General features: G+C 40.9%; 18 protein-coding genes. 10 read left to right on the forward strand and 8 right to left on the reverse strand.

Annotation, left to right across the window (positions count from 1 at the left end):
- Positions 1-104: 104 nt before the first annotated feature.
- Positions 105-2318: a DUF5686 family protein gene (locus LO761_RS00345; RefSeq protein ID WP_272816346.1), complete on the forward strand. Its 2214-nt coding sequence runs from the start codon at positions 105-107 to the stop codon at positions 2316-2318.
- Between the two features lie 55 nt (positions 2319-2373).
- On the opposite strand, the gene LO761_RS00350 is transcribed toward LO761_RS00345, so the two are convergent.
- The gene (locus LO761_RS00350; RefSeq protein ID WP_272816347.1) at positions 2374-4731 is read right to left on the reverse strand and encodes a bifunctional dihydroorotate dehydrogenase B NAD binding subunit/NADPH-dependent glutamate synthase; all 2358 of its coding nucleotides are present in this window, start codon (positions 4729-4731) and stop codon (positions 2374-2376) included.
- A gap of 619 nt (positions 4732-5350) precedes the next feature.
- On the opposite strand from LO761_RS00350, the gene LO761_RS00355 reads away from it, so the two are divergent.
- From LO761_RS00355 to LO761_RS00365, 3 genes are all read left to right on the forward strand, one after another.
- Entirely contained in the window at positions 5351-5497 is a 147-nt protein-coding gene (locus LO761_RS00355) for a hypothetical protein (RefSeq protein WP_272816348.1), read from the forward strand.
- A gap of 31 nt (positions 5498-5528) precedes the next feature.
- On the forward strand, positions 5529-7364 hold the full coding sequence (locus tag LO761_RS00360; protein ID WP_272816349.1) for a hypothetical protein: 1836 nt from the start codon (positions 5529-5531) through the stop codon (positions 7362-7364).
- 93 nt (positions 7365-7457) lie between these two features.
- On the forward strand, positions 7458-7685 hold the full coding sequence (locus LO761_RS00365; RefSeq protein WP_272816350.1) for a hypothetical protein: 228 nt from the start codon (positions 7458-7460) through the stop codon (positions 7683-7685).
- Between the two features lie 76 nt (positions 7686-7761).
- Here LO761_RS00365 and serS read toward each other — a convergent pair whose 3' ends face one another.
- Complete coding sequence (gene serS / locus LO761_RS00370; protein ID WP_272816351.1) at positions 7762-9039, reverse strand: serine--tRNA ligase; 1278 nt, start codon at positions 9037-9039, stop codon at positions 7762-7764.
- A 50-nt stretch (positions 9040-9089) separates the two neighbouring features.
- On the opposite strand from serS, the gene LO761_RS00375 reads away from it, so the two are divergent.
- Complete coding sequence (locus LO761_RS00375; RefSeq protein WP_272816352.1) at positions 9090-9218, forward strand: hypothetical protein; 129 nt, start codon at positions 9090-9092, stop codon at positions 9216-9218.
- A 295-nt stretch (positions 9219-9513) separates the two neighbouring features.
- On the opposite strand, the gene LO761_RS00380 is transcribed toward LO761_RS00375, so the two are convergent.
- Together LO761_RS00380 and LO761_RS00385 are read right to left on the reverse strand one after the other, a co-directional pair.
- Complete coding sequence (locus LO761_RS00380) at positions 9514-10902, reverse strand: aldo/keto reductase (RefSeq protein ID WP_407951528.1); 1389 nt, start codon at positions 10900-10902, stop codon at positions 9514-9516.
- A gap of 9 nt (positions 10903-10911) precedes the next feature.
- Positions 10912-12534 (reverse strand): 4Fe-4S binding protein, encoded by a 1623-nt coding sequence (locus LO761_RS00385; protein WP_272816354.1) that lies wholly within the window; start codon positions 12532-12534, stop codon positions 10912-10914.
- Between the two features lie 221 nt (positions 12535-12755).
- On the opposite strand from LO761_RS00385, the gene ileS reads away from it, so the two are divergent.
- Genes ileS through LO761_RS00405 form a run of 4 tightly spaced genes read left to right on the forward strand, consistent with a single transcriptional unit; the run spans position 12756 to position 18205 of the window.
- The gene (ileS, locus tag LO761_RS00390; RefSeq protein WP_272816355.1) at positions 12756-16250 is read left to right on the forward strand and encodes an isoleucine--tRNA ligase; all 3495 of its coding nucleotides are present in this window, start codon (positions 12756-12758) and stop codon (positions 16248-16250) included.
- Positions 16251-16268: 18 nt separating this feature from the next.
- Positions 16269-16649: a TraR/DksA family transcriptional regulator gene (locus LO761_RS00395; RefSeq protein WP_272816356.1), complete on the forward strand. Its 381-nt coding sequence runs from the start codon at positions 16269-16271 to the stop codon at positions 16647-16649.
- A 60-nt stretch (positions 16650-16709) separates the two neighbouring features.
- Positions 16710-17339, forward strand: coding sequence for a lipoprotein signal peptidase (locus LO761_RS00400; protein ID WP_272816357.1), 630 nt, complete (start codon positions 16710-16712; stop codon positions 17337-17339).
- Between the two features lie 29 nt (positions 17340-17368).
- Positions 17369-18205 (forward strand): DUF4296 domain-containing protein, encoded by an 837-nt coding sequence (locus LO761_RS00405; RefSeq protein ID WP_272816358.1) that lies wholly within the window; start codon positions 17369-17371, stop codon positions 18203-18205.
- A gap of 212 nt (positions 18206-18417) precedes the next feature.
- On the opposite strand, the gene LO761_RS00410 is transcribed toward LO761_RS00405, so the two are convergent.
- The 3 genes from LO761_RS00410 to LO761_RS00420 all read right to left on the reverse strand — a co-directional run bounded on the left by LO761_RS00410 (position 18418) and on the right by LO761_RS00420 (position 22813).
- A complete protein-coding gene (locus LO761_RS00410; protein ID WP_272816359.1) occupies positions 18418-19761 on the reverse strand; it encodes a metallophosphoesterase in 1344 nt (447 codons plus the stop codon).
- Positions 19762-20116: 355 nt separating this feature from the next.
- Positions 20117-20521 (reverse strand): DUF1573 domain-containing protein, encoded by a 405-nt coding sequence (locus tag LO761_RS00415; RefSeq protein ID WP_272816360.1) that lies wholly within the window; start codon positions 20519-20521, stop codon positions 20117-20119.
- Between the two features lie 84 nt (positions 20522-20605).
- Positions 20606-22813, reverse strand: a complete 2208-nt coding sequence (locus LO761_RS00420; RefSeq protein ID WP_272816361.1) for a RelA/SpoT family protein — start codon at positions 22811-22813, stop codon at positions 20606-20608.
- Positions 22814-22952: 139 nt separating this feature from the next.
- Here LO761_RS00420 and LO761_RS00425 point away from each other — a divergent pair, with 139 nt between their 5' ends.
- The gene (locus LO761_RS00425; RefSeq protein ID WP_272816362.1) at positions 22953-24473 is read left to right on the forward strand and encodes a DUF4301 family protein; all 1521 of its coding nucleotides are present in this window, start codon (positions 22953-22955) and stop codon (positions 24471-24473) included.
- Positions 24474-24675: 202 nt separating this feature from the next.
- On the opposite strand, the gene LO761_RS00430 is transcribed toward LO761_RS00425, so the two are convergent.
- A complete protein-coding gene (locus tag LO761_RS00430; RefSeq protein ID WP_272816363.1) occupies positions 24676-25773 on the reverse strand; it encodes a metallophosphoesterase in 1098 nt (365 codons plus the stop codon).
- Positions 25774-25995 lie beyond the last annotated feature (222 nt).

Here is a 25995-nt window from a genome sequence, read left to right on the forward strand (position 1 = left end):
GCTTGCAAATTTACATTCTTTTCATTTAATACGAGCATTTATGTCAATCTATTTTTTCAATATGATTTTTATTGTATATTTGCTCATTATTATAAAATTTAAAAATGCGAAGACCTGTTCACATACTTTTTCTGTTCTTTATAATACTTATCCCTTTCCGGATGATGGCTGAAGAGGAGAAAGATAGTCTGAGAAATAGGGAAGAGGTGAATATCGGCATCCTTCAAAATATATTTTATTATGCCGGTCGTTATTCGCGTCTTATAGATGAGTACGATGCTGAACTTTATATTAAAGCTCATCTGCACGTTCATAAATCCAATCATTGGGTTCGTTATGTGCCTTCTATGATTCGTTTCGAAAAAGGAGTGAAGGATTATATTAACGAATCGGTGAGTGAGATTCATTATACCGCCCCTGATATATACGACCGTAAGATAAAGGCGAATGTAAGTACTTTCCCTAAAAATAAGGGTCAGATTACAGATGTGTACGATTATATCAATCTGAATGTTTACTCTGCTACAATGATGACGAATAAAATTTTGTCTCCATTGGATAGAGCGAATAAAAAGTATTATAAGTATTATATGGACTCAATAGTGCCCAATGAGAAAGCTTATAGGTATAAGATACGTATCGTTCCCAAGTTTAAAAGTACACAATTAGTTTCCGGTTATATGTGGGTAAAAGAACATTCATGGAATATTCAGACTATCTACATAGAAGGCATTTACGATGTCATTCTTTTTAAAATGAAAGTGGATATGGGCGACAAGGGACATGAGGAGTTTGTTCCTGTTCATTATGATTTAGACTTGCGCTTCAAGTTTGCATGGAATGACTTACAGATGAAAGCTACTGCGGATATGACTTATAAGAATATTAAACTGTATAGTGAATTTGCAAAAAGACGTAAGCGAAGAAATAAACACCGTCATGACCTGACTAAATCATATACCCTTTCTGTTGATACAACCAAACTTATTAATACGCAAAGAGAGTTTGAACAGTTTCGCCCCAAACCGTTGTCGAGTGATGAATTGGCATTGTATTTCTCCTACTATATGCGACAGGCTGATATAGAAAAAAAGAAATATAAGAAACAGCGATTGCGTACCAAAAGTCAAGTATTTTGGGGACAGGTAGGTGATATGCTGACCGATAATTATTATTTAAATCTGAAAGGAATAGGTAGTGTGAAATGCTCTCCATTACTTAATCCGTTCTTGTTAGATTATAGTCACAGTCGTGGTTGGTCATACCGACAGAAGTTTAAGTATAATCGTTTCTTTACAAATTCTGAGCGGATGCTGAGGGTTGCGCCTCAAATAGGTTACAACTTTAAAGATAAGCAGTTGTACTTAAAATTGAATACAGAGTGGCAATATTGGCCACAGAAACAGGGGAGTATAGAATTGACAGCCGGTAATAACCGACGGATATTCAGTAGTATGGTAATTGATCAGCTGAAAGAATGGCCTGATAGTACATTCAATATGAATAAAAAGGATATGGACTATTTTAAGGATATCAATGTTGAACTGATGAACAGTATTGAAGTGGTGAACGGACTGACTATTAAGTTAGGTATTAACATGCATCATAGAACACTGGTGAATAGATCAAGCATTGAGTTGCGACATCCTCTTACAGGCAAAGAATGGGCTAAGTTGCGTAATATAGATTATTCTTATAATAGTTTTGCTCCACGTATTGTAGTCCAATGGACACCTCATCAATATTATTATATGAATGGCAAACGTAAGATGAATCTGCCATCCGTATTGCCTACTTTTTCCATTGATTATGAGCGTGCCTTTCCAAGAATCTTTGGTTGTCGGGGCACATACGAACGTATTGAAGTTGATATTCGCCAACATATCAAGCTGACCAGTATTAAGAGTGTTAGTTACCGTTTGGGAGGCGGTGCGTTTACAAGACATAGAGGAATGTATTTCGTCGATTTTGAAAACTTCCGTCGGCATAATGTCCCGGAAGATTGGAATGATGAGATAGGAGGCACTTTCCAATTGTTGGCAAGTCGTTGGTTCAACACCTCCCGTAGGTATATCCGTGGTCATTTTACGTACGAGTCTCCGTTTATTCTTCTTCGCCCGCTTAACAAATGGTTAGGCCGTGTGCAAGTTGAACGTCTTTATTTGGGCTTGCTCAGAATGCCCGGAATCAAATCGTATGTCGAGTTAGGTTATGGAATAGGTACCCATATCTTTGATGCAGGTGTCTTTGTTAACAATATGAATGGCGATAAGATGGGAGTAGGATGTAAGTTTACTTTTGAATTGTTTAGAGACTAAAAAAGGATACGGAATTCCTCCCATATCCTTTTTCTTCTTCTTATTAAATAAGTAATTAATTTTTTTTACTTAGTTTCTTATCCATTGCTGCCGCTGCTTTTCTGCCGTCTCCCATGGCCAGAATAACCGTTGCTCCCCCACGAACAATATCTCCTCCGGCGAACAAATTCGGTCGACTGCTTTGCATATCCTCGTTTACTACGATAGTGTTCTTCCGTCCCAGTTCCAATCCGGGGATGCTCTTCGGAACGAGTGGGTTAGGAGATACTCCGACAGCTACCACTACCTGATCAACCTCCAACTCTACGGTTTGCCCTTCTACAGCAACAGGCTTGCGTCTGCCACTTGCATCAGGCTCACCCAATTGCATCACTTGCAATATGGCAGCTTTCACAGCCCCCTCTTCGTCTGTCAGATATTGAATAGGGTTATGCAGTGTCATAAACTTGATACCTTCTTCTTTAGCATGTTTTACTTCCTCTAAACGGGCAGGCATTTCTTGTTCCGAACGGCGATAAACCAGTGTTACGTCGGCACCCAGTCGTTTGGCTGTACGGGCAGAGTCCATAGCGGTATTACCACCACCTACTACCATTACTTTCTTTCCTAAATTGATAGGTGTATCAGCAAGCGGATTGGCTGCATCCATCAGATTTACACGAGTCAGATACTCATTACTTGATAGAATATTGATGGCGTTCTCTCCCGGGATTCCCATAAAGTTAGGCAGACCGGCTCCCGAACCTATAAAGATACCTTTGAAGCCTTTCTCTTCCAATTCTTCCACCTTGATTGTTTTCCCTACGATGCAGTCGGTCTGGAAATGGACACCCATGTTACGAAGGTTCTCTATTTCAACATCGACGATACGATTGGGCAGACGGAATTCGGGAATGCCATATTTCAGTACACCGCCTATTTCATGTAAAGCCTCAAATGCATATACCTCATAGCCGTTCTTTGCCATATCACCGGCAAAGCTTAATCCTGAAGGGCCTGAACCAACTACCGCGACTTTTATTCCATTCGATGGAGCAATGTCGGGGATGGAAATCAATCCGCTCTCACGCTCAAAGTCAGCGGCAAAACGCTCCAAATGACCGATGGCAACAGCTTTTCCTCCCATCTTCAGGTGGATACATTTGCTCTCGCATTGTTTCTCTTGAGGACAGACACGCCCACATACGGCAGGCAGTGCCGAAGTGTTTTTCAAAACCTTTGCCGCTGCCAAAAACTGCCCACGTTCTATATTCTTAATGAACGAAGGAATGTTGATGTTCACGGGACATCCTTCTACACAAGTGGGGTTAGCACAGTCCAGACAACGTTTTGCCTCTGTCATTGCCATCTCTTTCGTCAATCCTTTATTCACTTCTTCCAATCGAGTTTTAGCACGATATGCAGGAGCTAACTCAGGCATGATTACACGTTCTATGGCATTCCGTTCTTTCGGCTTCATGGAAGCACGTAAATCTTTGCGCCATGGAGCATTTCGGTCGGTTAATATATCTATGGTATCATTCGTTGGATCATCATCCATTGTAATGTCGTTGGCATCTGCTTTCACCGTAGGTTCTTCAATGCTATTCATATGTTCGGCGTAATGCTCCATTTCTTCCTGTTCCACATTCTTAAACGTTCTCATTCGCTTGAACATCTCATCCCAGTCTACCAATGCTCCGTCGAACTCAGGGCCATCAATGCAGACAAACTTTGTTTCTCCGCCAATAGTCAGTCGGCAGGCACCGCACATACCGGTACCATCCACCATAATAGTATTTAGTGAAACTTCACACGGAATAGTATATTTTTGAGCTAACAGACAACAGAACTTCATCATGATGGGAGGACCGATAGCATAGACCTTATTGATATGAGGCTCTTGCCGGATAAATTTTTCTATACCAATGGTTATTACACCTTTTTCTCCGTAGCTTCCGTCATCGGTCATAATGATAACCTCATCACTGCTCTCGCGGACTTCCTTTTCCATAATGATAAGGTCTTTTGAACGGCCGGCGATGACCGATAATACTCTGTTTCCAGCCTTCTTTAAAGCACGTATGATGGGCAGCATGGGAGCAACGCCAACACCGCCTCCGGCACAAATCACGGTTCCGAAATTTTCTATATGAGTAGGTTTACCTAAAGGACCTACTACATCGGTAATGTTATCGCCTGCGTTCAATTCACAGAGCCGGGTAGAAGAGAGTCCTACTTTTTGTACAACAAGAGTAATGGTACCTTTCTCTATATCGGCATCGGCTATGGTCAGGGGCATGCGCTCACCTTTTTTCCCCACACGGACAATTACAAAGTTGCCTGCTTTGCGCGATTTAGCTATGAGTGGAGCTTCTACGACAAACTTGAATACTTTATCGGAAAACTGCTCTTTTGCTACAATTTTATTCATTATGCTATGCTTTAAGTTAGTGTATTAGACATTACGCTAACAAAAGTACGATAATAATTTAAATGTAAAAAAGAAAAGATGGTTATTATGCATAAAAAAGAGTTGTGTCGAAATTAATGGTCATCACTTCAAATGTTGATACTTCTCTCCCTAAACACTCATAATGATGGTTGTATATATTATGAAAAACACTGATGTTTGTTTTTAACTCGTTTTTCCTTGCCCAATTCAAACTTAATATTTAACTTTGCCACCGAAATCATCAACGTGGTGATTTACATCCTATTATATAAATGTGTAAAGTGCGAAACTATTTTAATCATAACGTGAATTTTAAGACAAATTATTTGGGCATTCCAAATAATTTGCTAACACACACACACACACACACACACATTCTAACCGCCCATACTTAGGCACATTTTTCCGTCTTTTTATACGCGCGCGTAAGCGTGCCACAAACATAGCAGGCAAAGGCATTCCGAGAGGATGGCCTTTGCCTTTTTTCATGTGTTTTCTTCACGACACAATACTGCGAAATAAGAGCATTTTTATCGCGTTAAAACAGAACATTTGGGAAAATAAAATAATCATATTAAACAAGTGAAAAGAAAGAAGTATGAAAAAGAATTATGTATGTCCTCTGATAGAGGTTATAAAGGTAGAGATTAACAACATTGTATGTGCATCGTCACAGACTGGAAGAGTCGATGATTGGACATTGGACAACGACGATTCGGGGAGTGACGATTGGGGGAATGATTAAAATTAGTCAATAACACAAAAAAGAAAGAATGATGATGACATTATTAAAGAAGATAAAAGCCGGTGTATATGCCGGCATACTTGCCGTATTGACTTTAACGGCGGTATCTTGCTCGAACGAAATAGTTGATGAAAAGAAGTCGACGGAAGAGGTGGGGGATAAGTTTGAGGTAGCTTTGTGGGGAAACATTATTTTCTCTGAGACGAACGAAAAGGCGAGTATACCCTCAACACGCGTGGAAACCCGGCCCGATGAGACGTGCGGATTGAAGACTTCGTGGAAAATGGGGGATAAGATAACGGTCGGTTTCTATGGTTGGAACGATGAAATGAAGACCGTAGAGATGACAGTTAATGAAATAAACGGTGGTGTCGCAAAATTTACGGGTGAAGTTAGTGATTACTGGGATAAACAAAAATTCCAAGAGAGCAAACTCTTTGTAGTGAATAATGAGACTGATGATAAAATAAGCGTAAATGTAGAAAACAATCATTTGAAAGTGACGATCGACTTCTCCGGACAAGACGGAAAGCCTGAGAGCATAGCCAATTACGATTTGTTGTATGCCGAGGGAAAGGCTGATAAGTCGCTCAATTTTTCGCATAAGATAGCTGTGATGCAACTTGCCCTGCAGCCTGCGAACGGTTCGGCTGCCGGTAATTTTTCAGACCTCTCAATTTTCTATATGCCCAGGGAAGCCGGTGAGAGCACAGCCTTGTTCGCAGGTACGGAAACATTCAAGTTTGGCGCAAATCCAGAGGAGAAATATGAGCCTAACAATTTCCTTACCATGTCGGCAACTTCGATAGCGCAGGATGACGACAAGGCAAGGGTCTATGTGGCGGTGCCTTCCAATGAAAAACTTTACGGCAAGCTGTCGGTGGAGGCAAATTTCGAGAATGAGACTTATCGTAAGGAACTCAATTTGAAAGGACAGGCTTTTACGGCGCAGCACGTCGTGGCAAAAAACATCATCCTGAAATTAAGCGAGCGTGTTCCCAAGGTTGGCGACTACCTTTACAACGACGGAACATGGGGACCACTCGAAATCTATACAGACAAATTCCCCGTGGCATTGGTATTCAGTAATTATACGAGCGAGAAAGACCGTCAAAACGGATTCAAGCATGGTTATGCCGTGGCTCTGCGCGACGCTGCATGGCCAACGGCTTGGGGACCGGAGGACACGGATTATCCTGAGACCCCCAATCTCTTTGACGATATACAGACATCTGCACCTCTGGCAATGATGAATAACCTCGATGGATATACCACCTGCAAAATGCTTAACGATAAATATCTAAAAGACTACACATGGGAGAATCATTATGCCAATCATGTAAATACCGCTGCCATCCCCACAGCGATGGAATACGGTACGGCTGGTTGGCGACAGGCTTTCACCGATGTGCAGGTAGATGTGCCCACGCCTACTAACACCAGTGGCTGGTATCTGCCGAGTACAGGGCAATGGTTCCTTATGTTCTTGAATTTGGCAGGACTGAACGCAAATAACATTCATTTCGGAACAGATTCTTATGGAAAGATATACACCATGGGCTGGAGTTTCAGCACGGCAGAGGAGAAACAGTCATATCTCAACCTGTTTGCCAAATATTTCTCCACAACTAATAACCCTGTTCTCAAATGGTACGAAGACAGTCATATCATTCCGCAGTCAGGATTCTATCTTCCCTACAATGGTCAAATAGACTGGTATGAATGGTGTTGCGACGAAGCTTCGTCGGACGGACAGGCTTGCGTGTTGCGATTGGATGCCACGCAGATTTATTTTACCAAACTCTGGAAGACTTCCGGAGGCGACCAACAGAACGGTTACGCCGCCCGTCCGGTTATAGCATTCTAAGCAAATAAAAGTAGTTATTATTTCCCGAAAGTGCTTCTACGAAAAAAAAGTACTATCGGGAACTCCGAAATCTCTTCTACGAGTGAAAAAGTATTGTCGGAACTTCTCGACAATGCTTCCACGAAAGAAAAAGCGTTGGCGAGCCGCTCGCTAACACTTTTACGAGAGAAAATGAGCCGTCGAGCAGCTCGACAGCACTTTTTTGAAGAAAGATGCACCGGCGAGCCGCTCGATAATGCTTTTACTGAAGAAAAAGTACTATCGGAACTTCCCGACAGTGCTTCTACGGGAGAAAAAGCATCAAATCTTTATAATCTCTAATATGGTAGAGAAAACGACGGCTGCCTCAAAATGATTTTGGGGCAGCCGTCTTGATTCGTGTCTGTTTTTTATGTCATCAGTCAATCATATCGAATCCGCAATACGGAACTAAAACCTTTGGAATCTTGATTCCTTCCGGTGTTTGATTGTCTTCCAAAATGGCGGCTACTATTCGTGGCAATGCCAGTGCCGAGCCATTCAGTGTATGACAAAGTTCTATCTTCTTATTATCAGCACGACGGTAGCGGCAGTGCAGGCGATTGGCCTGATAGGTGTCAAAATTGGAAACAGAGCTGACTTCCAACCAGCGTTGCTGAGCCTCTGAATAAACCTCGAAATCATAGCAGATAGAGGATGTGAAGCTCATATCACCACCGCAAAGGCGAAGAATATGGTAGGGAAGTTCCAGCTTCTGCAACAATCCTTCTACATGGTCGAGCATTTCTTGGTGCGACTGACGGCTGTGTTCCGGTTTGTCAATACGGACAAGCTCTACTTTCGAGAACTCATGCAGACGGTTCAGTCCGCGGACATCTTTACCGTATGAGCCGGCTTCACGACGGAAACACTCGGTGTACGCGCAATTTTTAACAGGGAGGTCTTTCTCATCCAGAATCTCATCCCGATAGATATTGGTAACAGGAACTTCGGCTGTAGGTATCAGATAGTAATCGTCCACCTCACAATGGTACATCTGACCTTCTTTGTCGGGCAACTGACCTGTTCCGTAACCGGACGCGGCATTCACTACCGTAGGAGGCTGAATCTCTGTATATCCGGACTTGCGGGCTTCATCTAAGAAGAAATTGATGAGAGCACGCTGCAAACGTGCGCCTTTACCTATATATACAGGGAATCCGGCTCCGGAAATCTTTACCCCTAAATCAAAATCAATAATGTTATATTTCTTGGCAAGTTCCCAGTGTGGCAGCGGGTTTTCAGGGAGAACAGTACGTTTTCCACCTTCTTTAACCACAACGTTGTCGTTGGCGTCTGCGCCTTCCGGAACTTCAGGGTAAGGAACATTAGGAATATTGTAAAGCAGTTGGGTCATATCTTCCTGTGCCTTTTCCATTTCATCCTGCAAAGCTTTGTTGCCATCTTTCATTTGAGTAACGCGAGCTTTGGCAGCTTCAGCTTCCTCTTTCTTTCCCTCTTTCATCAGTTGACCAATGGAACGGGATATGCTGTTGACTTCAGCTAAGTTTGTATCTAATTGGTTTTGAGCAGCCTTACGTTTGTTATTGATAGCTATAACTTCTTCTATAGCTTTCCTTGCATCTTTGAAATGCTTCTTTTCGAGTCCGCGGATAACACCTTCCGTATCATCAGTAATTTGTTTGATAGTAAGCATATTATCTAATATTTTGATATTTTTCTTTAAAGCGGCTACAAAGATACTATATGCTGTTCGAAATCGCAAATTTATTTTATTATTACTTTCGTCCAAATAAAACCCTTTTAACAGTTGTTGCTTGTTCGTTAGCTAAGGGCGCGGCATCTCGTTCCGAAGTGGTCTGTTTGAATGCCTAAGGTGATATGTACGAACTTCTGTATTCATCAGAAGAACTTGTCAAAGTCATCCGCATGAGTTTGCCAAGTCATGCGGATGAGTCGGGCGATTCATGCGGATGAGTTGATCAGTTCATGCGGATGAGTTGGATGATTCATACGCATCACTTTTTCCGATCTCTTTATGGGGGATTGAATAAGCCTGACGGATAAATAAATCTGCTTGTGTCACTCAACTATATAGTGGTATAAAGAAACAAAAAAGGAGAATAGAAATCGCGTCTGTTTCTATTCTCCTTATCATTATTTAATAGTGTTACAGCGTATTTTGCTTCAAATTTTCTATGAACTTATCAATGCGCTGCATCTCCTGCGGAATGCGTATGTTCTGAGGACAGTGCGGAGTACACTGATTACAACTTGTGCAATGTGCTGCCTGACGAAGTTTTGGCACACTCCGGTCGTAGCCGATGAGGAATGCTCTGCGTGCTTCGGCATAATTCGGGTCTTCCTGACTCTTTGGAACATTCCCCTCGTTGACACATTTATTATAATGGACAAAGATAGCCGGGATGTCTAATCCGTAAGGACATGGCATGCAGTATTTACAGTCGTTACAAGGAATGGTAGGATACTGTGACATCAGGTCGGCCGTGTCGTAGAGGAATTGCTTCTCTTCGTCGGTAAGTTCTTTCAATGGGGAATAGGTGCGAATATTATCCTGCAAATGTTCCATGTACACCATTCCGCTGAGGACAGTCATAATTTTGGGGAATGAACCTGCATAACGGAACGACCAAGAGGCTACGCTGCTTCCCGGGTCGCGTTGTTTGAGCCGGCTGACAATATGTTGTGGGACATTCGACAAACGTCCTCCTAATAGCGGTTCCATAATAACCACCGGAATGCCACGTTTCTCTAATTCTCCGTACAAATATTCGGCAGGAGTATTGAATCCGCTGGCATGTTTCCAGTCGACAAAGTTCATTTGTATCTGTACGAAATCCCATTTCACCTCTTTGTTGTCATGCATTTTCAGAGCATAATCGAAGCAGGCGATATCACCATGGAAAGAGAATCCTAAATGACGAATTTTTCCTCTCTCTTGTTCCTTCTTTAAGAATTCAATCATTCCGTTTTCAATGAAACGTTTGTTGAACTGCTCCATTCCGCCACCGCCAATCATGTGTAGCAGATAAAAATCGATAACATCAACCTGCAGGTTTTTAAACGAGTTGTTATAAAGCATCATGGCCACCTCACGACTCGGATCGGAAAAATTTGACAACTTGGTTGCCACATAGAATTTGTCACGGGGATGACGCTTTAGCGCATTACCGGTCGCTCTCTCGGCGTATCCCTGACTGTATACGGGAGCCACGTCATAATAGTTCACTCCGTGCTCCATGGCATAGTCGATAAGTTTATTGACTGCATCCTGATTCAAAGGGTTTTTTCCCTCGTGCGGTACGTTCTCTATATCGGCAAAGCGCATACACCCATAGCCTAAGATAGAAATCTTTTCATCTACAAAGCCCGGGAATGTGCGATAAGTCATTTTATCAGTAGGAACAGGTCCTTGATTAGTTGGGGCCGGACCTGCGTCTATGGTTCTCTTAGGCGAGCAAGCTGCCAGACCGGTGGTGGCTGTGGCACCGCCTACTATTTTCATAAAATCACGACGATTCATATCTTTCATAATCATTCCTCCTTATTAAACGGTACGGTGAATTTCATGTCCTTCCACATAGATGGCACTGATGGGGCGAGACGGACAAAGATTCTCGCAGGCACCACAACCGATACAACGTTCTTCGTTAACGGTTGGAATCTGATGAGATTTCGGATCGTCAGGATTCTTAGGAACCATGGTAATGGCTCCCGACGGGCAATGGCGGGCACAGTTACCACACTCTACGTCATCGGTATTTACTATACAGAGGTCTTTATTCCATACGGCATGACCGATTTGTACGGCGGTTTTATCCTCAACGGTGATTGGAGTGATAGCTCCGGCAGGACAAACCTGTGAGCAACGATTACACTCCGGACGGCAATAGCCACGTTCGTACGACATAACCGGTTGCATAAGGTGCATTAAGTCGGTAGACGGGCGAAGTACCTCGTTAGGACACTCAGCCACACACAGTTGGCAGGCTGTGCAATGCTGATACATATTGTCAATACTTTTCGATCCCGGAGGAGTAATGCGGGTAGCACGTTTAGGAGCTACTTTATCAATGATATCGGCATAACCGCCATCAAGCTTAACCACTTCTTTCTCGGCTTTCTGCTGCGCTTTTGCAATGGATGCGCCAGCTATAACGGCAGTAGTGGCAATAATGGAACGGAGTGAATTATCAATTTTCTCATTCTTTACTTCAGGCTTGTTTTCAGTAGCTTGATTTGTTTTCTCAGCCGCTTTCTTCAATGCGGCAACTTTTCGGGCAGCTATCTTTTCGGCATTGTTCTTGGTTGCTTCAATAATATGTTTTTTGTCGTCACCCGAAAGATGTACATAATGTAAAGCATCGGAGTCGCAGGTAGTGATACAGTCGCCACAAGTAACACAGCGACTATAGTCGAAAGCGAAGTTACGGAAATCAATACAGGCAGCTTTACAGTTGCGTGAACATTTACCGCATTGTATGCACTTGTCCGGATTGATGGCCGGCTTAAACCATGAAAAGCGAGCAAGGAAGCCAAGAACGGTTCCCACCGGACAGATGGTGTTGCAGTAGGTACGACCGTTACGAGCAGCAAGAATAAATACGATAACAAATGTAACGGCGGCGATGACGAATGTAGGAAGGCTACGCATCCACACATCTACATTATAGAACGTGTAGTTGTTTGCACGTTCGGAAAAATACGCAAAGATATTATTCACCCAGATATAGAGAGGCTGAAACAGATTGGCAACGATTCGCCCGAAAGAGCTATACGGAGCGATTAACGCGACCAATGAGCCTATACCGGCTATAAGAGCGATGATAAAGATACCTAATACGGAGTATCGCAACCATGATTTGGCTGGAGAATAGGAGTAAGGAAGTTTCCTTTTGTTTTTCGGTTTGAACAAGCGGCCTATTCGTGCCATGATATCTTGCATAACGCCCATAGGACAGATTACTGAGCAATAGATTCGACCCATAAGCAGTGTCAGTACTATTAGGGCGATGATCACGATAACATTTAATGCCAATACCGCCGGCAAGAATTGGATTTTAGCCATCCATCCCAAATAAGTATGTAATGTTCCGGTAAAGTCGAGGAACAATAATGTGATACATACGAAAAAGAAGATAGCAAAAGTTAATCTGATTTTACGTAACATAGTATGTTGTTATTAGTTTTATGGCAAAGATAGAAAAAAGATAATAGCACCTTAATTAAATAGGTGATTTTTTTTACTAATTATTCAAAATAAATGACCGTGTTATTTTCTGCTTATAAATAAAGGTCTGATAAAAAACTAAAGATAAATATTTCGGTGTCTCTAAAAAATATTCTAACTTTGCCCCTTAAAATTAGGAAAATAAATATATCAATATAATTATGACTAAGAAATTTGCTGAACACTCCCATCTTGATCTTTCACAAGTTAACAAAGAGGTCTTGAAAAATTGGGAAGCGAATGATGTATTTGATAAGAGTGTGACGGAACGGGAAGGTTATCCGTCGTTTATATTCTACGAAGGGCCTCCTTCGGCCAACGGTATGCCGGGTATTCATCATGTAATGGCTCGTACTATTAAGGATACTATTTGCCGGTACAAAACAATGAAAGGTTATCAGGTAAAGCGTAAAGCAGGGTGGGATACCCATGGACTGCCTGTAGAACTGAGTGTAGAAAAGACATTAGGTATTACAAAAGTCGATATAGGTAAAAAGATTTCTGTCCGCGATTATAACGCAGCCTGTCGTAAAGACGTCATGAAGTACACTAAAGAGTGGACCGACCTGACGCATAAGATGGGATATTGGGTGGATACCGAAGATCCGTACATTACTTATGATAACCGTTATATAGAAACTCTTTGGTGGCTGTTGAAACAGCTTTACAACAAGAATTTGTTATATAAAGGATATACTATTCAGCCGTACTCTCCGGCAGCAGGAACAGGATTGAGTTCACATGAGCTGAGCCTTCCGGGATGCTATCGTGACGTAAAGGATACGACTGTGGTGGCACAGTTCAAGATGATTGACCCGAAGCCTGAAATGAATCAGTGGGGTACACCTTACTTTATAGCATGGACTACCACGCCTTGGACATTGCCATCCAATACGGCACTCTGTGTAGGTCCGAAGATAGATTATGTAGCTGTTCAGAGCTATAATGGCTATACCGGTGAGAAGATAACTGTTGTGCTGGCAAAGAATCTGTTATATACACACTTTAATCAGAAAGGTGAAAATCTTCCGCTGGAAGACTATAAAAAGGGTGATAAGATTATTCCGTTCAAGGTGATAGGAGAATATAAAGGAACGGATCTGCTGGGTATGAAATATGAACAGCTCTTCCCGTGGGTGAAACCTATCAATGCTGACGAGAGAGGTAATTGGAAAGTCGCGGAAGATCAGGCCTTCCGTGTAATCCCGGGCGATTATGTGACAACAGATGATGGTACCGGTATCGTTCATATTGCACAGACATTCGGCGCAGATGACGCAAAGGTATCAAAAGCTGCAGGAATTCCTCCTTTGTACATTGTCAATAAAAAAGGAAAACCATGTCCGTTGGTCGACCTTACCGGTAAGTTCTACTTGATGAGTGATATGGATGATGAGTTCGTAAAGACATGTGTCAATGTGGACTTATATAAGGAATATGAAGGACGATGGGTAAAGAATGCATACGATCCGCAGTTTACTGTCGACGGAAAATGGGACGAAAAAGCATCGGCAGCAACCGAATCACTCGACATTTACATGTGTATGAAGATGAAAGCTGACGATCAGGCATTCAAGATAGAAAAGCATGTACATAACTATCCGCATTGCTGGCGTACCGACAAACCGGTTCTTTATTATCCGTTAGACAGTTGGTTTATCCGTTCTACCGCTTGCAAGGAACGTATGATGGAGTTGAACAAGACTATCAATTGGAAACCGGAATATACCGGTACGGGACGTTTTGGTAAGTGGCTGGAAAACTTGAATGATTGGAACTTGAGCCGTTCACGCTATTGGGGAACTCCGCTTCCTATTTGGCGTGATGAGGATGGAAAAGAGATTTGTATTGGTTCTGTAGAGGAACTGTATAACGAAATAGAGAAGTCTGTCAAGGCCGGATTTATGAAGTCGAACCCGTATAAAGAAGAAGGCTTTGCTCCCGGTGAGTATACGAAGGAGAATTATGATAAGATAGATTTGCACCGTCCGTATGTAGATGAGATTATTTTGGTTTCCGAAACAGGTAAACCGATGAAGCGTGAGGAAGACCTGATTGATGTATGGTTCGATTCAGGATCCATGCCTTATGCGCAGTTGCATTATCCGTTTGAAAACAAAGAATTGGTTGATAGTGGTTCTTATTATCCGGCTGATTTTATCGCTGAAGGTGTGGATCAAACACGTGGATGGTTCTTTACATTGCATGCCATTGCCACAATGATTTTCGACAGTGTCGCGTATAAAAACGTTATTTCTAACGGATTGGTTCTCGATAAAGACGGTAACAAAATGTCTAAACATCTGGGTAATGCCATAGAACCGTTTGGAGAGATAGAAAAATTTGGTTCCGATCCTTTACGCTGGTATATGATTACCAATTCTTCTCCTTGGGATAACCTGAAGTTTGATGAAGCCGGAGTGGATGAGGTTAAGCGTAAATTCTTCGGTACTTTATATAATACTTACTCATTCTTTGCGCTTTATGCCAATGTTGACGGCTTCATTTATTCGGAACCGGATGTACCGATGGAAAATCGACCGGAGATTGATCGTTGGATTATTTCAGAGTTAAACACTTTGATTAATAATGTTGATGCGGATTTGGCAGATTATGAACCGACAAAGGCCGGACGTTTGATCAGTGAGTTTGTAAACGATAATTTGAGCAATTGGTACGTTCGTCTGAACCGTAAACGTTTCTGGGGCAGTGCTATGTCTGAGGATAAGTTAGCTGCCTATCAGACATTATATACTTGTTTAGAGACCGTTGCCAAATTAATGGCGCCTATCGCTCCATTTTATGCTGATATGCTATATAGAGATTTGATAAGTGTTACAGGACGTGATAAGAATGTTATTTCTGTTCATTTGGCATTCTTTCCGAAAGCCGATGATGCTTTGATTGATAAGGAGCTGGAGGCTCGCATGGAGATGGCACAGAAAGTTACTTCCATGGTTCTGGCTCTTCGCCGTAAGGTTAGTATCAAGGTTCGTCAACCGCTGCAGAGCATTATTATTCCTGTCATTGATGAGGAACAAAGAAAACATATTGGGGCTGTTGAAGATTTGATAAAAAGCGAAGTAAATGTAAAGGAAATAAAGTTGCTTGATAATACTACCGGTATCTTAGTAAAGAAAGTTAAATGTAACTTCAAAAAGTTAGGTCCGAAGTTTGGAAAGCAGATGAAGGCTATAGCTGCTGCAGTTGACGAAATGTCGCAAGAAGCTATTGCTCTGTTTGAGAAAGAAGGACATTATACATTTAATTTGGATGGTACACTGGCTACTGTTGATTTGGAGGATGTAGAAATCTTTAGTCAGGATATTCAGGGATGGGAAGTTGCTAACGAAGGTAATATCACTGTGGCATTGGAAGTCACTGTTACCGAAGAACTCCGTAAAGAGGGAATTGCACGTGAGTTGGTGAACCGAATTCAGAATATTCGTAAGAACAGTGGTTTTGAGATAACCGATAGAATTATTATTGAATTATCTAAAAATCCTGTCAGTGACGATGCAGTAAAAGAATATAATTCATATATTTGTAACCAAGTACTTGCTAATTCACTGAATTTAGTTGATGAGGTAAAGGATGGCATCGAACTTGATATGGATGAGTTCAAAGTCATGATTAATGTAAAGAAAGAACAATAACCCTAAAACTTAAATGTTATGGCAGAGAAAACAAGATATTCTGATGCGGAACTTGAGGAGTTTCGTGCCATTATTATGGAGAAGTTGGAGCTCGCTCAGCGGGACTACAATAAATTAAAGAGTAGTATTATGAACCAAGATGGCAATGATGTGGATGATACTTCGCCTACATATAAGGTACTGGAGGAAGGAGCCAATACTCTTTCGAAAGAAGAGACAACTCGTCTGGCTGCTCGTCAACTGAAATTCATTCAGAATCTTCAGGCTGCTTTGGTTCGTATTGAGAATAAGACTTATGGCATTTGCCGGGCTACAGGAAAGCTGATTCCCAAGGAACGCTTACGTGCTGTTCCTCATGCAACACTGAGTATTGAGGCAAAAGAAAAAGGAGTGAAATAATGAAGTTCGTGCATCAATAGGAAACAATCCGTTGATGCACGATTAGTAATGAGCTAAAGAATGAAACAATTTTTGTCGAAGGGACAGTTATCCGCAGCAATCATTGTCACGGTGTTACTTGTCGACCAAATCGTAAAGATTTTGGTTAAGACTACCATGTACCTTCATGAGAGTATTCATATTACCGACTGGTTTCAGATATTCTTTACGGAGAATATGGGCATGGCTTTTGGCATGGAATTGGTTGGAAAGCTTTTCTTGACAAGTTTTAGAATCGTGGCTGTAGTATTGATTGGTTGGTATTTAATAGATATCATTAAACGAAACCTAAAGACCGGATATATTGTCTGCATTGCGCTTATTATGGCAGGAGCTATAGGTAATATCATTGATAGTGTGTTCTATGGCGTTATTTTTAATGAGAGTACAAACTCACAAATCGCATCGTTGGTTCCAATCGGTCAAGGGTATGGGGAATGGTTTCAGGGGAAAGTAGTCGATATGTTTTATTTTCCTATCATTGATACTTATTTACCTAATTGGCTTCCTATATGGGGAGGTCGGCATTTTATATTCTTCAGTCCGATTTTTAATATAGCCGATTCTGCCATCAGCTGTGGAATTATTGTTTTGTTGATATTTTACCATAAAGAGTTAGGTAGAGCATTTAAAGAGGATAGAAGAGAGTAAACGGAATGCAGAGGATAATAGTTGTTTTTATGGTAATATCTTGTCTGTTTCTTTCGAGTTGTGGCAAACAGATTCCTGGAGGTGTCATTAAACCGGATGAGATGGAGAAGATACTGTACGACTATCAGCGCACGGCTGTAATGAATGAGAATATATCTTTTGAAAAGAACTATGAGAAAGATTTGCTCCGCCAGTCGGTTTTCGATAAATATGGTATTACAGAGGCTCAGTTCGATTCCTCAATGGTTTGGTATACCCGTCATGCAAAAGAATTAGCTCAAGTCTACGATGCGGTAGAAAAGCGGATGGAAAATGATAGGAACGAGCTTAAAGCCAAGATGGGTATTCTATCGGATGAGACAGGAATTTCAATGGCGGGCGATACAGTAGATGTTTGGAAAGGGAATACATTGTATTTGCTTACTGATGACCCTTTGAACAATAAGGTTCAATTTTCCATTTTGGCTGATACAAATTATCATCCGAGAGATTATTTCAATCTGGAAATGAATGTAGCATATATTCCTAATAAGCCGGTTAAAGCAATCATGGCAATGAATATTATTTTTAATAATGATTCCGTGAAAGGAAAAACGATGGAGATTCTTCATGCCGGACATAACAGACTTATGTTTAACAGCGATTCTGCTTTTACTATCAAGTCGGTAAACGGATTTATATATATGTTTCAGCAGGAGGATACGAAGCCTCGTAGTATGATAATCAGCAATATTAAATTATTTCGCATACATTCTAAAGAGAAACCGATAGTCGCAAAGCAGGATAGTATGATGGTTGATAGCGTTAATATGATAAAGCCTGATACGATGAAGAATATTATCGAGAGCGATAAAAAAGAACCATAAGGCTTTTAAAAAACAAAAGAAGTTATTAATATCAGGGAATAATGATTCGCTAAGTATTCTTGCTTATACTGCAAAGTTAGGCACCAATGGAAATTTCATTATATGTATCGGAAAAAGAAAACTGAATAATTAGAGTAATATTTATAATGTAAAGAGAGAGCCGTACTATTAAAATGCGACTCTCTCTTTGTTATGTTGGAATAACTTTGGTATTATACTTTTCTCGAATCGAATGTGAATACATCCTGAACCTTATTATCTAAAATGTTATGGACTGTAATTTTCAATTTATTATCTGAAATCTCTCCTTCTACGATGGTGGGATATTCTTTTGTTCCTTTATCCATTTTAGGACCTCCGCCTACTATTTGAGCCCATTGACGATTTTGTGTAGGAGCATCGTAACGGTAAAGATGTTGATGAGCAGTAATAATCAGTTGACAGCCTGCTTCTTGAAGTAAAGGAGTCCATAACTGCGCACATGTTCTCTGCCAAGAAGCATAATCCGGACTATAGTTGGGAGCTTTATCTGCCGGACGCAAATCTCCCGGATTAGCTGTAGGGTCAGGATCATAAAGCGGAATATGACAGATAGCAATCAGATAGGGCGCGGACATAATTTCCGGCTGCTTCAGCGCTTCGCGTAACCAAGGTTTTTGTGCTTCACGGTAAGCTTCACTACTGAACAAACCGGCAAACAATGGGTTTGTATCCAACTTATCCTCTGCAGTATCTAAACCGATTAGAGCTATATCGCCCATGCGAACGGCAAAGTTACGTCCCAAATCCCAGTCGCGTGATAGACGTTCTTCCGGCTGACGAAACATCCAAACACGTTCCATGTGCCGGTTTGCCAGACCACGAGAATCATGATTGCCACAGCAAAACAGATAAGGCGTTTCTGACGCATAATCTTTCCGATTGATTTCCGGTTTCAAGAAGATGCGTTTCTGTGCCTCGATAGTCTCTTCTGTATTGCAGGCATCACCATTCCAAACAACACAACTCGGATTCAGCTCTGCCAACTTATCGGCTATTTTGGTGATAGCCGGCCACTGAACATGGGTATCATTGATGACGCAAAAATGCGCCTTGGCTTCTTTTCCGGCGGTAGTAAAATGATAAATACGGGGATCAATTTCTGTTCCAAGGATGTGCATATCGTAACCGCCCTTATAACAGATGCGGTCGGCACCTATCTTATAATAATAGGTAGTGGCAGGTTTTAGTCCGGTTAAACGAATTTGCATCACTTTGTCATTCATATCCGTTACCCGATAGCCACCACATTTGACTGTTTTACCGTCGCTCAAATCTGGTTTCTCGCCATAGGTGACAAAGCCATTAGCCATATCGGTTACACTAAATGCAACACCCATGCTGTTTTCAGCGTAATTTTGGAGCATGGGAGCAGAGTCAATTAATGATTCCTTCGCTGTCTTTGCGTCCAAAATGTCACCTGATTTTGATTGTCGAGTTTCCGCAAGGGATATAGCAGGAACCGTTGTTCCCACTGCCAGTATAGCAGAACTCTTAAGAAAGTCTCTTCTTTTCATAATATTTTTATAGGATGTGTATTATTGCCGTGCAAGTTACGATAATTTTATTTTTTCATCAAGCCGATGGAAAAGATTTATTTGATATTCCATGAATGTGAAATAAATACAGATAAAAAGTCATCAGAAGTTTATGCAAAGTGATGCGTATAATCTCATAAATTGATGCGTATGAGTTGATCGATTCATGCGTATCACTTTCCTCGTTCATGCGTATGAGTTGACCAAATGATACGCATGAAATACCCAACTTATACGTATGAACGACAGGGTTGATAATAACAGACATTAAAAAAATAAAGGCGCATCGGAAAAGATGCGCCTTTTATGCTTAAATTTTTAATAATGATTTACCTTACTCGCTCTTAGCAGCAGCTTCCATCGTTCCTTCAATGTACAAACGGGCCATCTCTTGTTTAGCGTTGGTACGGATTGTAATTGATTTCTTGAAGTGTCCCGGAAACTTTCCTGCACCATTATAAGTTACTGTTATTTTTCCAGACTCGCCCGGCTTGATAGGAGCCTTTGGAAAGTCGGGAACAGTGCATCCGCAAGATGCAATAGCCTGATGAATAATCAATGGGGCATCTCCGGTATTTTTAAAATTGAATGTACAAGTTACTTTTGGACTGCTTTCAGGAAAAGAGCCAAAGTCGTGTGTAGTTGTCTCGAAAGTAATTTCTGCTTGACCATTGTCTGTAGCAGCATATCCTGCAAAGACAAGCACCATCATTAAGGTAGTCAATAAAATCTTTTTCATTTCTTCTTCCTCACTTAAAATAATTTGTGGTAAAGGTAAAGAAATTTTTTTATTTATAGACAAGGTGTTAAAGGTATTTAACTATTAACGGATAATTTGTTTCACTCCTTTTACTGTTTTCAACTTCTTAATGAGAGCTATTAGTTTCGAGGTTTCGTCAACCATGATAGTGAGCATACCAGAGAATAGTCCATCATTAGAATCAATGCTGATGGAACGTAGCGTGATATCTTCTTCTTTATTGATAATGGAAGTGATGTTGGTAACGATGCCAATATCATCCTGTCCGACAATGTGCAACGTGATAGGATATTTCTTCCCTATGCTTTTACCAGCCCAGCGAGCACGGACGATACGATAAGGAAAGCGTGCTTTCATCTCTTTGGCGTTTGGACAGTCTCGGCGATGTATTTTGATTCCTCCTTTCACTGTGACAAAACCAAACACGTCGTCGCCATAGATTGGATTGCAGCACTTGGCTAATTGAAAATCAATTCCTTTCAGATCGCGGTCAATAACCAGTATGTCATCCTTGTAGTTTTGCTCTTCATCTTGTTGCAGGTTATATGTTTCGGCACTCACCGTTTGATAATTATCATTCGGTTCTGTCTTAACTCGCTGCATATCGGAAAATTTATCGCATACCTCGTTTACGTCGAGCTTATAATCTGCAATATCCTGATAGAAGTCGGTTACATTCTTATAGCCTAATTTTTTGATGAGTCGCATCATAATAGTCTCGTCGTATGTAATCTTCCGATTTTTGAAACGACGTTCCATTGTCTCTTTGGCGAACTCTATCTGAAGTGCCTGAATTTCTTTCAGTGCCTGTCGGATCTTTGTACGGGCTTTTGAGGTAGTAACGATATTCAGCCAATCACGTTTAGGGCTTTGGGTATTCGATGTTATAATTTCTACCTGATCACCACTGAACAGCTGTTGGCGGATAGGAGCAACCTTTCCGTTTACCTTTGCGCCTATGCAATGGCAACCAAGTTGCGAGTGAATAGTAAAAGCAAAATCGAGTACAGTAGCTCCTTTAGGCAGCTTGAATAAATCACCTTTTGGGGTGAATACAAACACCTCGTCTTCGTATAGTTCAAGCTTAAATTGACTAATTGCTTCGGTGTCAGAATCTGTACTCTCCAGTGTTTCGCGAATTGTTTTGAGCCATTCATCAATACCGTTTTCATTTTTTACTCCCTTATAGCGCCAATGAGCTGCCAGTCCACGCTCAGCTATAGCGTCCATCCGCTCGGTTCTGATTTGTACTTCCACCCATTTGCCTTGAGGTCCCATTACCGTAGTATGCAGCGATTCATAGCCATTGCTCTTTGGTACGGAAAGCCAATCGCGCAGACGGTTCGGATTTGGTTTGTACATATCGGTGACAATGGAGTAGACTTGCCAACAGAGTTGTTTCTCTTTCTCAGGTGAAGCATCAAGAATAATACGAATAGCAAAAAGGTCGTACACCCCTTCGAAGGAACAGTTTTGCTTCTTCATTTTCTGATAAATGGAGTAGATAGACTTGGTACGTCCTTTCATGTGAAACTTCAATCCGGCTTCTTCCAGTTTCTTCTGAACCGGTTGGATAAATTCCGCGATATATTTGTCACGCGATGCTTTCGTTTGGTTTAGTTTGTCCTTAATAAAATAATATATTTCATGTTCGGTGTATTTCAAGGAGAGGTCTTCAAGCTCTGATTTCAGTTTATATAATCCCAACTTATGAGCGATAGGGGCATAGAGGTATTCCGACTCTTGAGCTACTCGTGTACGTGCGTCAATTGGGTCGGTATCTTTAATTTGCCTCATCAGATTCACACGGTCGGCTATCATGATAAGAATAACTTGCATATCCTCGGCGAAAGAGAGAAGCAGATTACGAAAGTTTTCTGACTCAATAGTAGGATTCTTGGCGTAGAGGTCATTGATACGAACTAATCCGTATATAATCTTAGCCACGTCGTCGCCGTATTCCGTCTTCACCATATCAAGAGTATAAGCATTGTTGCGTATAGCATGATGGAGCATGATACTCAAAATGGAAGCACGTTTCATTCCTATCTCATTGGTTACTATCAGCGCGGTCTGCAAATCACGAATAACCGGATTCATACCAAACACATTACGTGGTAAATTACCTTGTATAATAGCATTGGTAAGGTGTTTCTTTAGTTTTCGGTAATCATTTCTTTGCAGCGTATCTCTTGTAGACCATGATAATTGCTTGTATAATACAAACAATTTCTGATACTCTTCAGATGTAAAGAAATTCGTTTCTTCCATAATTAAATCTCATATCTCCTTGTAAAGGTAATTAATTCTTTCATTGTTTTCCTTATTCTAATGAAAAATTTAGTAATTTTGAAGAATAAAGCCCTTTAGCGAGGAATACAGTTGAAAATAATAATCAATATATACATATATGTTAACACAAGAAGATAAAGTCTTACTGGGAAAGAAAGGTATTACGGAACAGCAGATGCAAGAGGAATTGGCCTATTTTGAGAGTGGTTTTCCGTATTTGAAACTTGAAGCAGCAGCTTCTATAGAGCGTGGAATACTCGTTCCTGAAGAGAAGGCTGTAGAGGAATATTTGAATGCTTGGAATACGTATAAGCAAGCTGATAAGAAGATAATGAAGTTTGTTCCGGCTTCCGGAGCTGCCAGTCGAATGTTCAAAAATATGTTTGCATTCATGGATGCTGATTATAATGATCCTCATACCGATTTTGAAAAAGATTTCTTCGCTCATATTCACTGCTTTGCATTTTATGAAGACCTGAATAAGGTTTGTATAAAGAACGAAGGAAAGGATGTTGATACGTTGATAAGTGAGAAGAACTATAAAGCTGTAGTGGCCGACATGCTTCAGGAAAAAGGTTTGAATTACGGTAACTTACCCAAAGGCTTACTGAAGTTCCATAACTACGAGAAAGGTTCCCGCACTGCAATGGAAGAACATCTGGTGGAAGGTGCGCTCTATACAGCCGGAACGAATAGGGAGGTGAATATTCACTTTACTGTCTCTTCGGAACATGTGAAGCTTTTTACCGAATTGGTAAAGGAAAAGGCTCCGATATATGCTGCTATGTTTGATGTGAACTATAACATTTCTTTTTCTATTCAGAAACCGAGTACGGATACTATTGCTGTAGATATGGAGAATAAACCCTTCCGTGTGGATGGGAAACTGTTTTTCCGTCCGGGAGGTCATGGATCGCTTATTGAAAATCTGAATGACTTAGACGCGGATATCGTGTTTATTAAGAATGTAGACAATGTAGTACCTGATAAATTAAAAGATGACACTGTAAAATATAAGAACCTTATTGCCGGTGTATTGGTCAGCTATCAGCAGAAAGCTTTTAAATACCTGAATATATTAGAGACGGGTAAGTACACGCATGACCTGTTGGCAGAGATGGCTCACTTTCTGCAGCATGATTTATGCTGTCGTAAACCGGATATTAAAACATTGGAAGATACAGAATTGGCCATATATTTATATAAAAAGTTGAATCGTCCTATGCGAGTATGCGGCATGGTGAAAAATGTAGGAGAGCCCGGAGGAGGTCCGTTCTTGGCTTATAATCCGGATGGAACCATTTCTTTGCAAATTTTAGAAAGCTCACAGATAGAAATGAATGATGTGGAGAAGAAATCTATGTTTCAGAAAGGTACTCACTTCAATCCGGTCGATTTGGTCTGTGGTATTAAGGATTACAAAGGCAATGCATTCAATTTGTTACAATATGTGGATAAATCGACGGGATTTATCTCTCAGAAGTCGAAGGATGGCAGGGATCTGAAAGCATTAGAGCATCCGGGACTTTGGAACGGTTCTATGAGCGATTGGAATACCATTTTTGTAGAAGTTCCATTGAATACCTTCAATCCGGTTAAGACAGTGAATGATTTGTTACATCCTCAACATCAAGGATAAAAGTGGTAGGATAACGGAATTTTTAAGTTATCGGACAGCAATGGTATCAATCAATTAGGGTGTATGTCATAAAGAAAATACTCAAAGGCGATGTGTATGAATCGATTGACTCGTACGCATCACCTTTTTACTATCTATTTATGGTATATTAAATCCAACTGATTAAATAGGATACTCCAATATACCGCCTATTTAATTAAATTTATGGTTCTATCACCATATCAAATTGACAACATTTATCTGTCCGGTGTGCAAGATGTTTTGTAACAGGAGAGATGCCAAAGAGTGCCGAATAAGTACTCGCTTTAATAGTCTTCCCATCAGGCATAAACTCCAGTAAGCGAAGCCAGCCATCGCCACCATTACCTTCCCATCCACCACCAAGGCACTGAATATTGAACATCATTTGGTGAACTGTTTTTCCATCTGAGTTCTTGTCACAACGATAGGCATTATTGGCTGCATGGTCTTCGTCGCTTCCCGCAACTTCTGCAGGATGTCCGGTATGTCCGCAAATAGCCAAGCGAATATTTTTGCATGGATAAAGCAGTTTCTCCCAAATTTGTTTCCCCCAATTGTGTGGAGTAAGTTTATAGTTTTCATTGTCGGTATATTCTGCCGATGTCTCTCGCAGCAGAGAGTGAGTCAGGAAGATAACTTTGTGGTTTTTATATTTCTCACTGTCGCAGAGGTTCTTTGCCCAAGCGAGTACAGTATCGCGTGGAGCAAACTCACTGCATATAACCAGAAGGTCTCCCCAGTTCTTCTCTTTAAATTCCCAAGCAGAGTTCTCTAATGACATGGTCCCTGTACGGTTAGGAATGGCGGCGACCAAGTGTTCGGAAGTCTTGCTGTTACGCTCTGCCGTGTAATATTCCGGATAATGAGTAAATCCTTCATCACCACGCACATAACCGTATTCATGATTTCCTCCTGCAATGATGTATGGAACTTTGTTATCCAATCGTTTTAAACAATGCGATGACCATTCCCACATCTGTTTGCTGGTCTGGTTTAACATATTGCGGTTCATCACTATCTGCTCGTTTTGCTCTATTAAATCACCGGTAAACAATACGGCTTTTATGTTTAAATTCTTAACATTATCAGCTATCCAGCAAGTACTTAACTCGTATAGCGGTTGGTTGATATCGTATTTGGTATATCCTTGTGGATCGCCGAATACTATCATAGTAAAAGAATTCGGATTATTCAAATGTTGTTGGTCAGCGCGTTTCTGAGCCATACCTGAAAGTTCGCCTAAGCAGAAAGCAAGGCATAATAGAAGTTTTATTTTCATGATGTATGATTTTTAATGGTTCTACAAAATAAATGAATAATTCCGATGGTTAAAAGTATTAGAAGGAAAAGATGATAATGTTTCATCCAAAAACAATTTTAAAGAAGATTTTTTGCCTCGAAAATGTATATCAAATAGTTTGTTTAAATGAAAGTTCATATATTTATTGTAATAAAAATATGTCTTTTTAGGCTTAATCAATTAGCTTTAAAAGAAAAAGCG

The sequence above is a fragment of the Phocaeicola oris genome, assembly GCF_021295095.1.
In the GTDB taxonomy this organism is placed as follows: Bacteria; Bacteroidota; Bacteroidia; order Bacteroidales; family Bacteroidaceae; genus Phocaeicola; species Phocaeicola oris.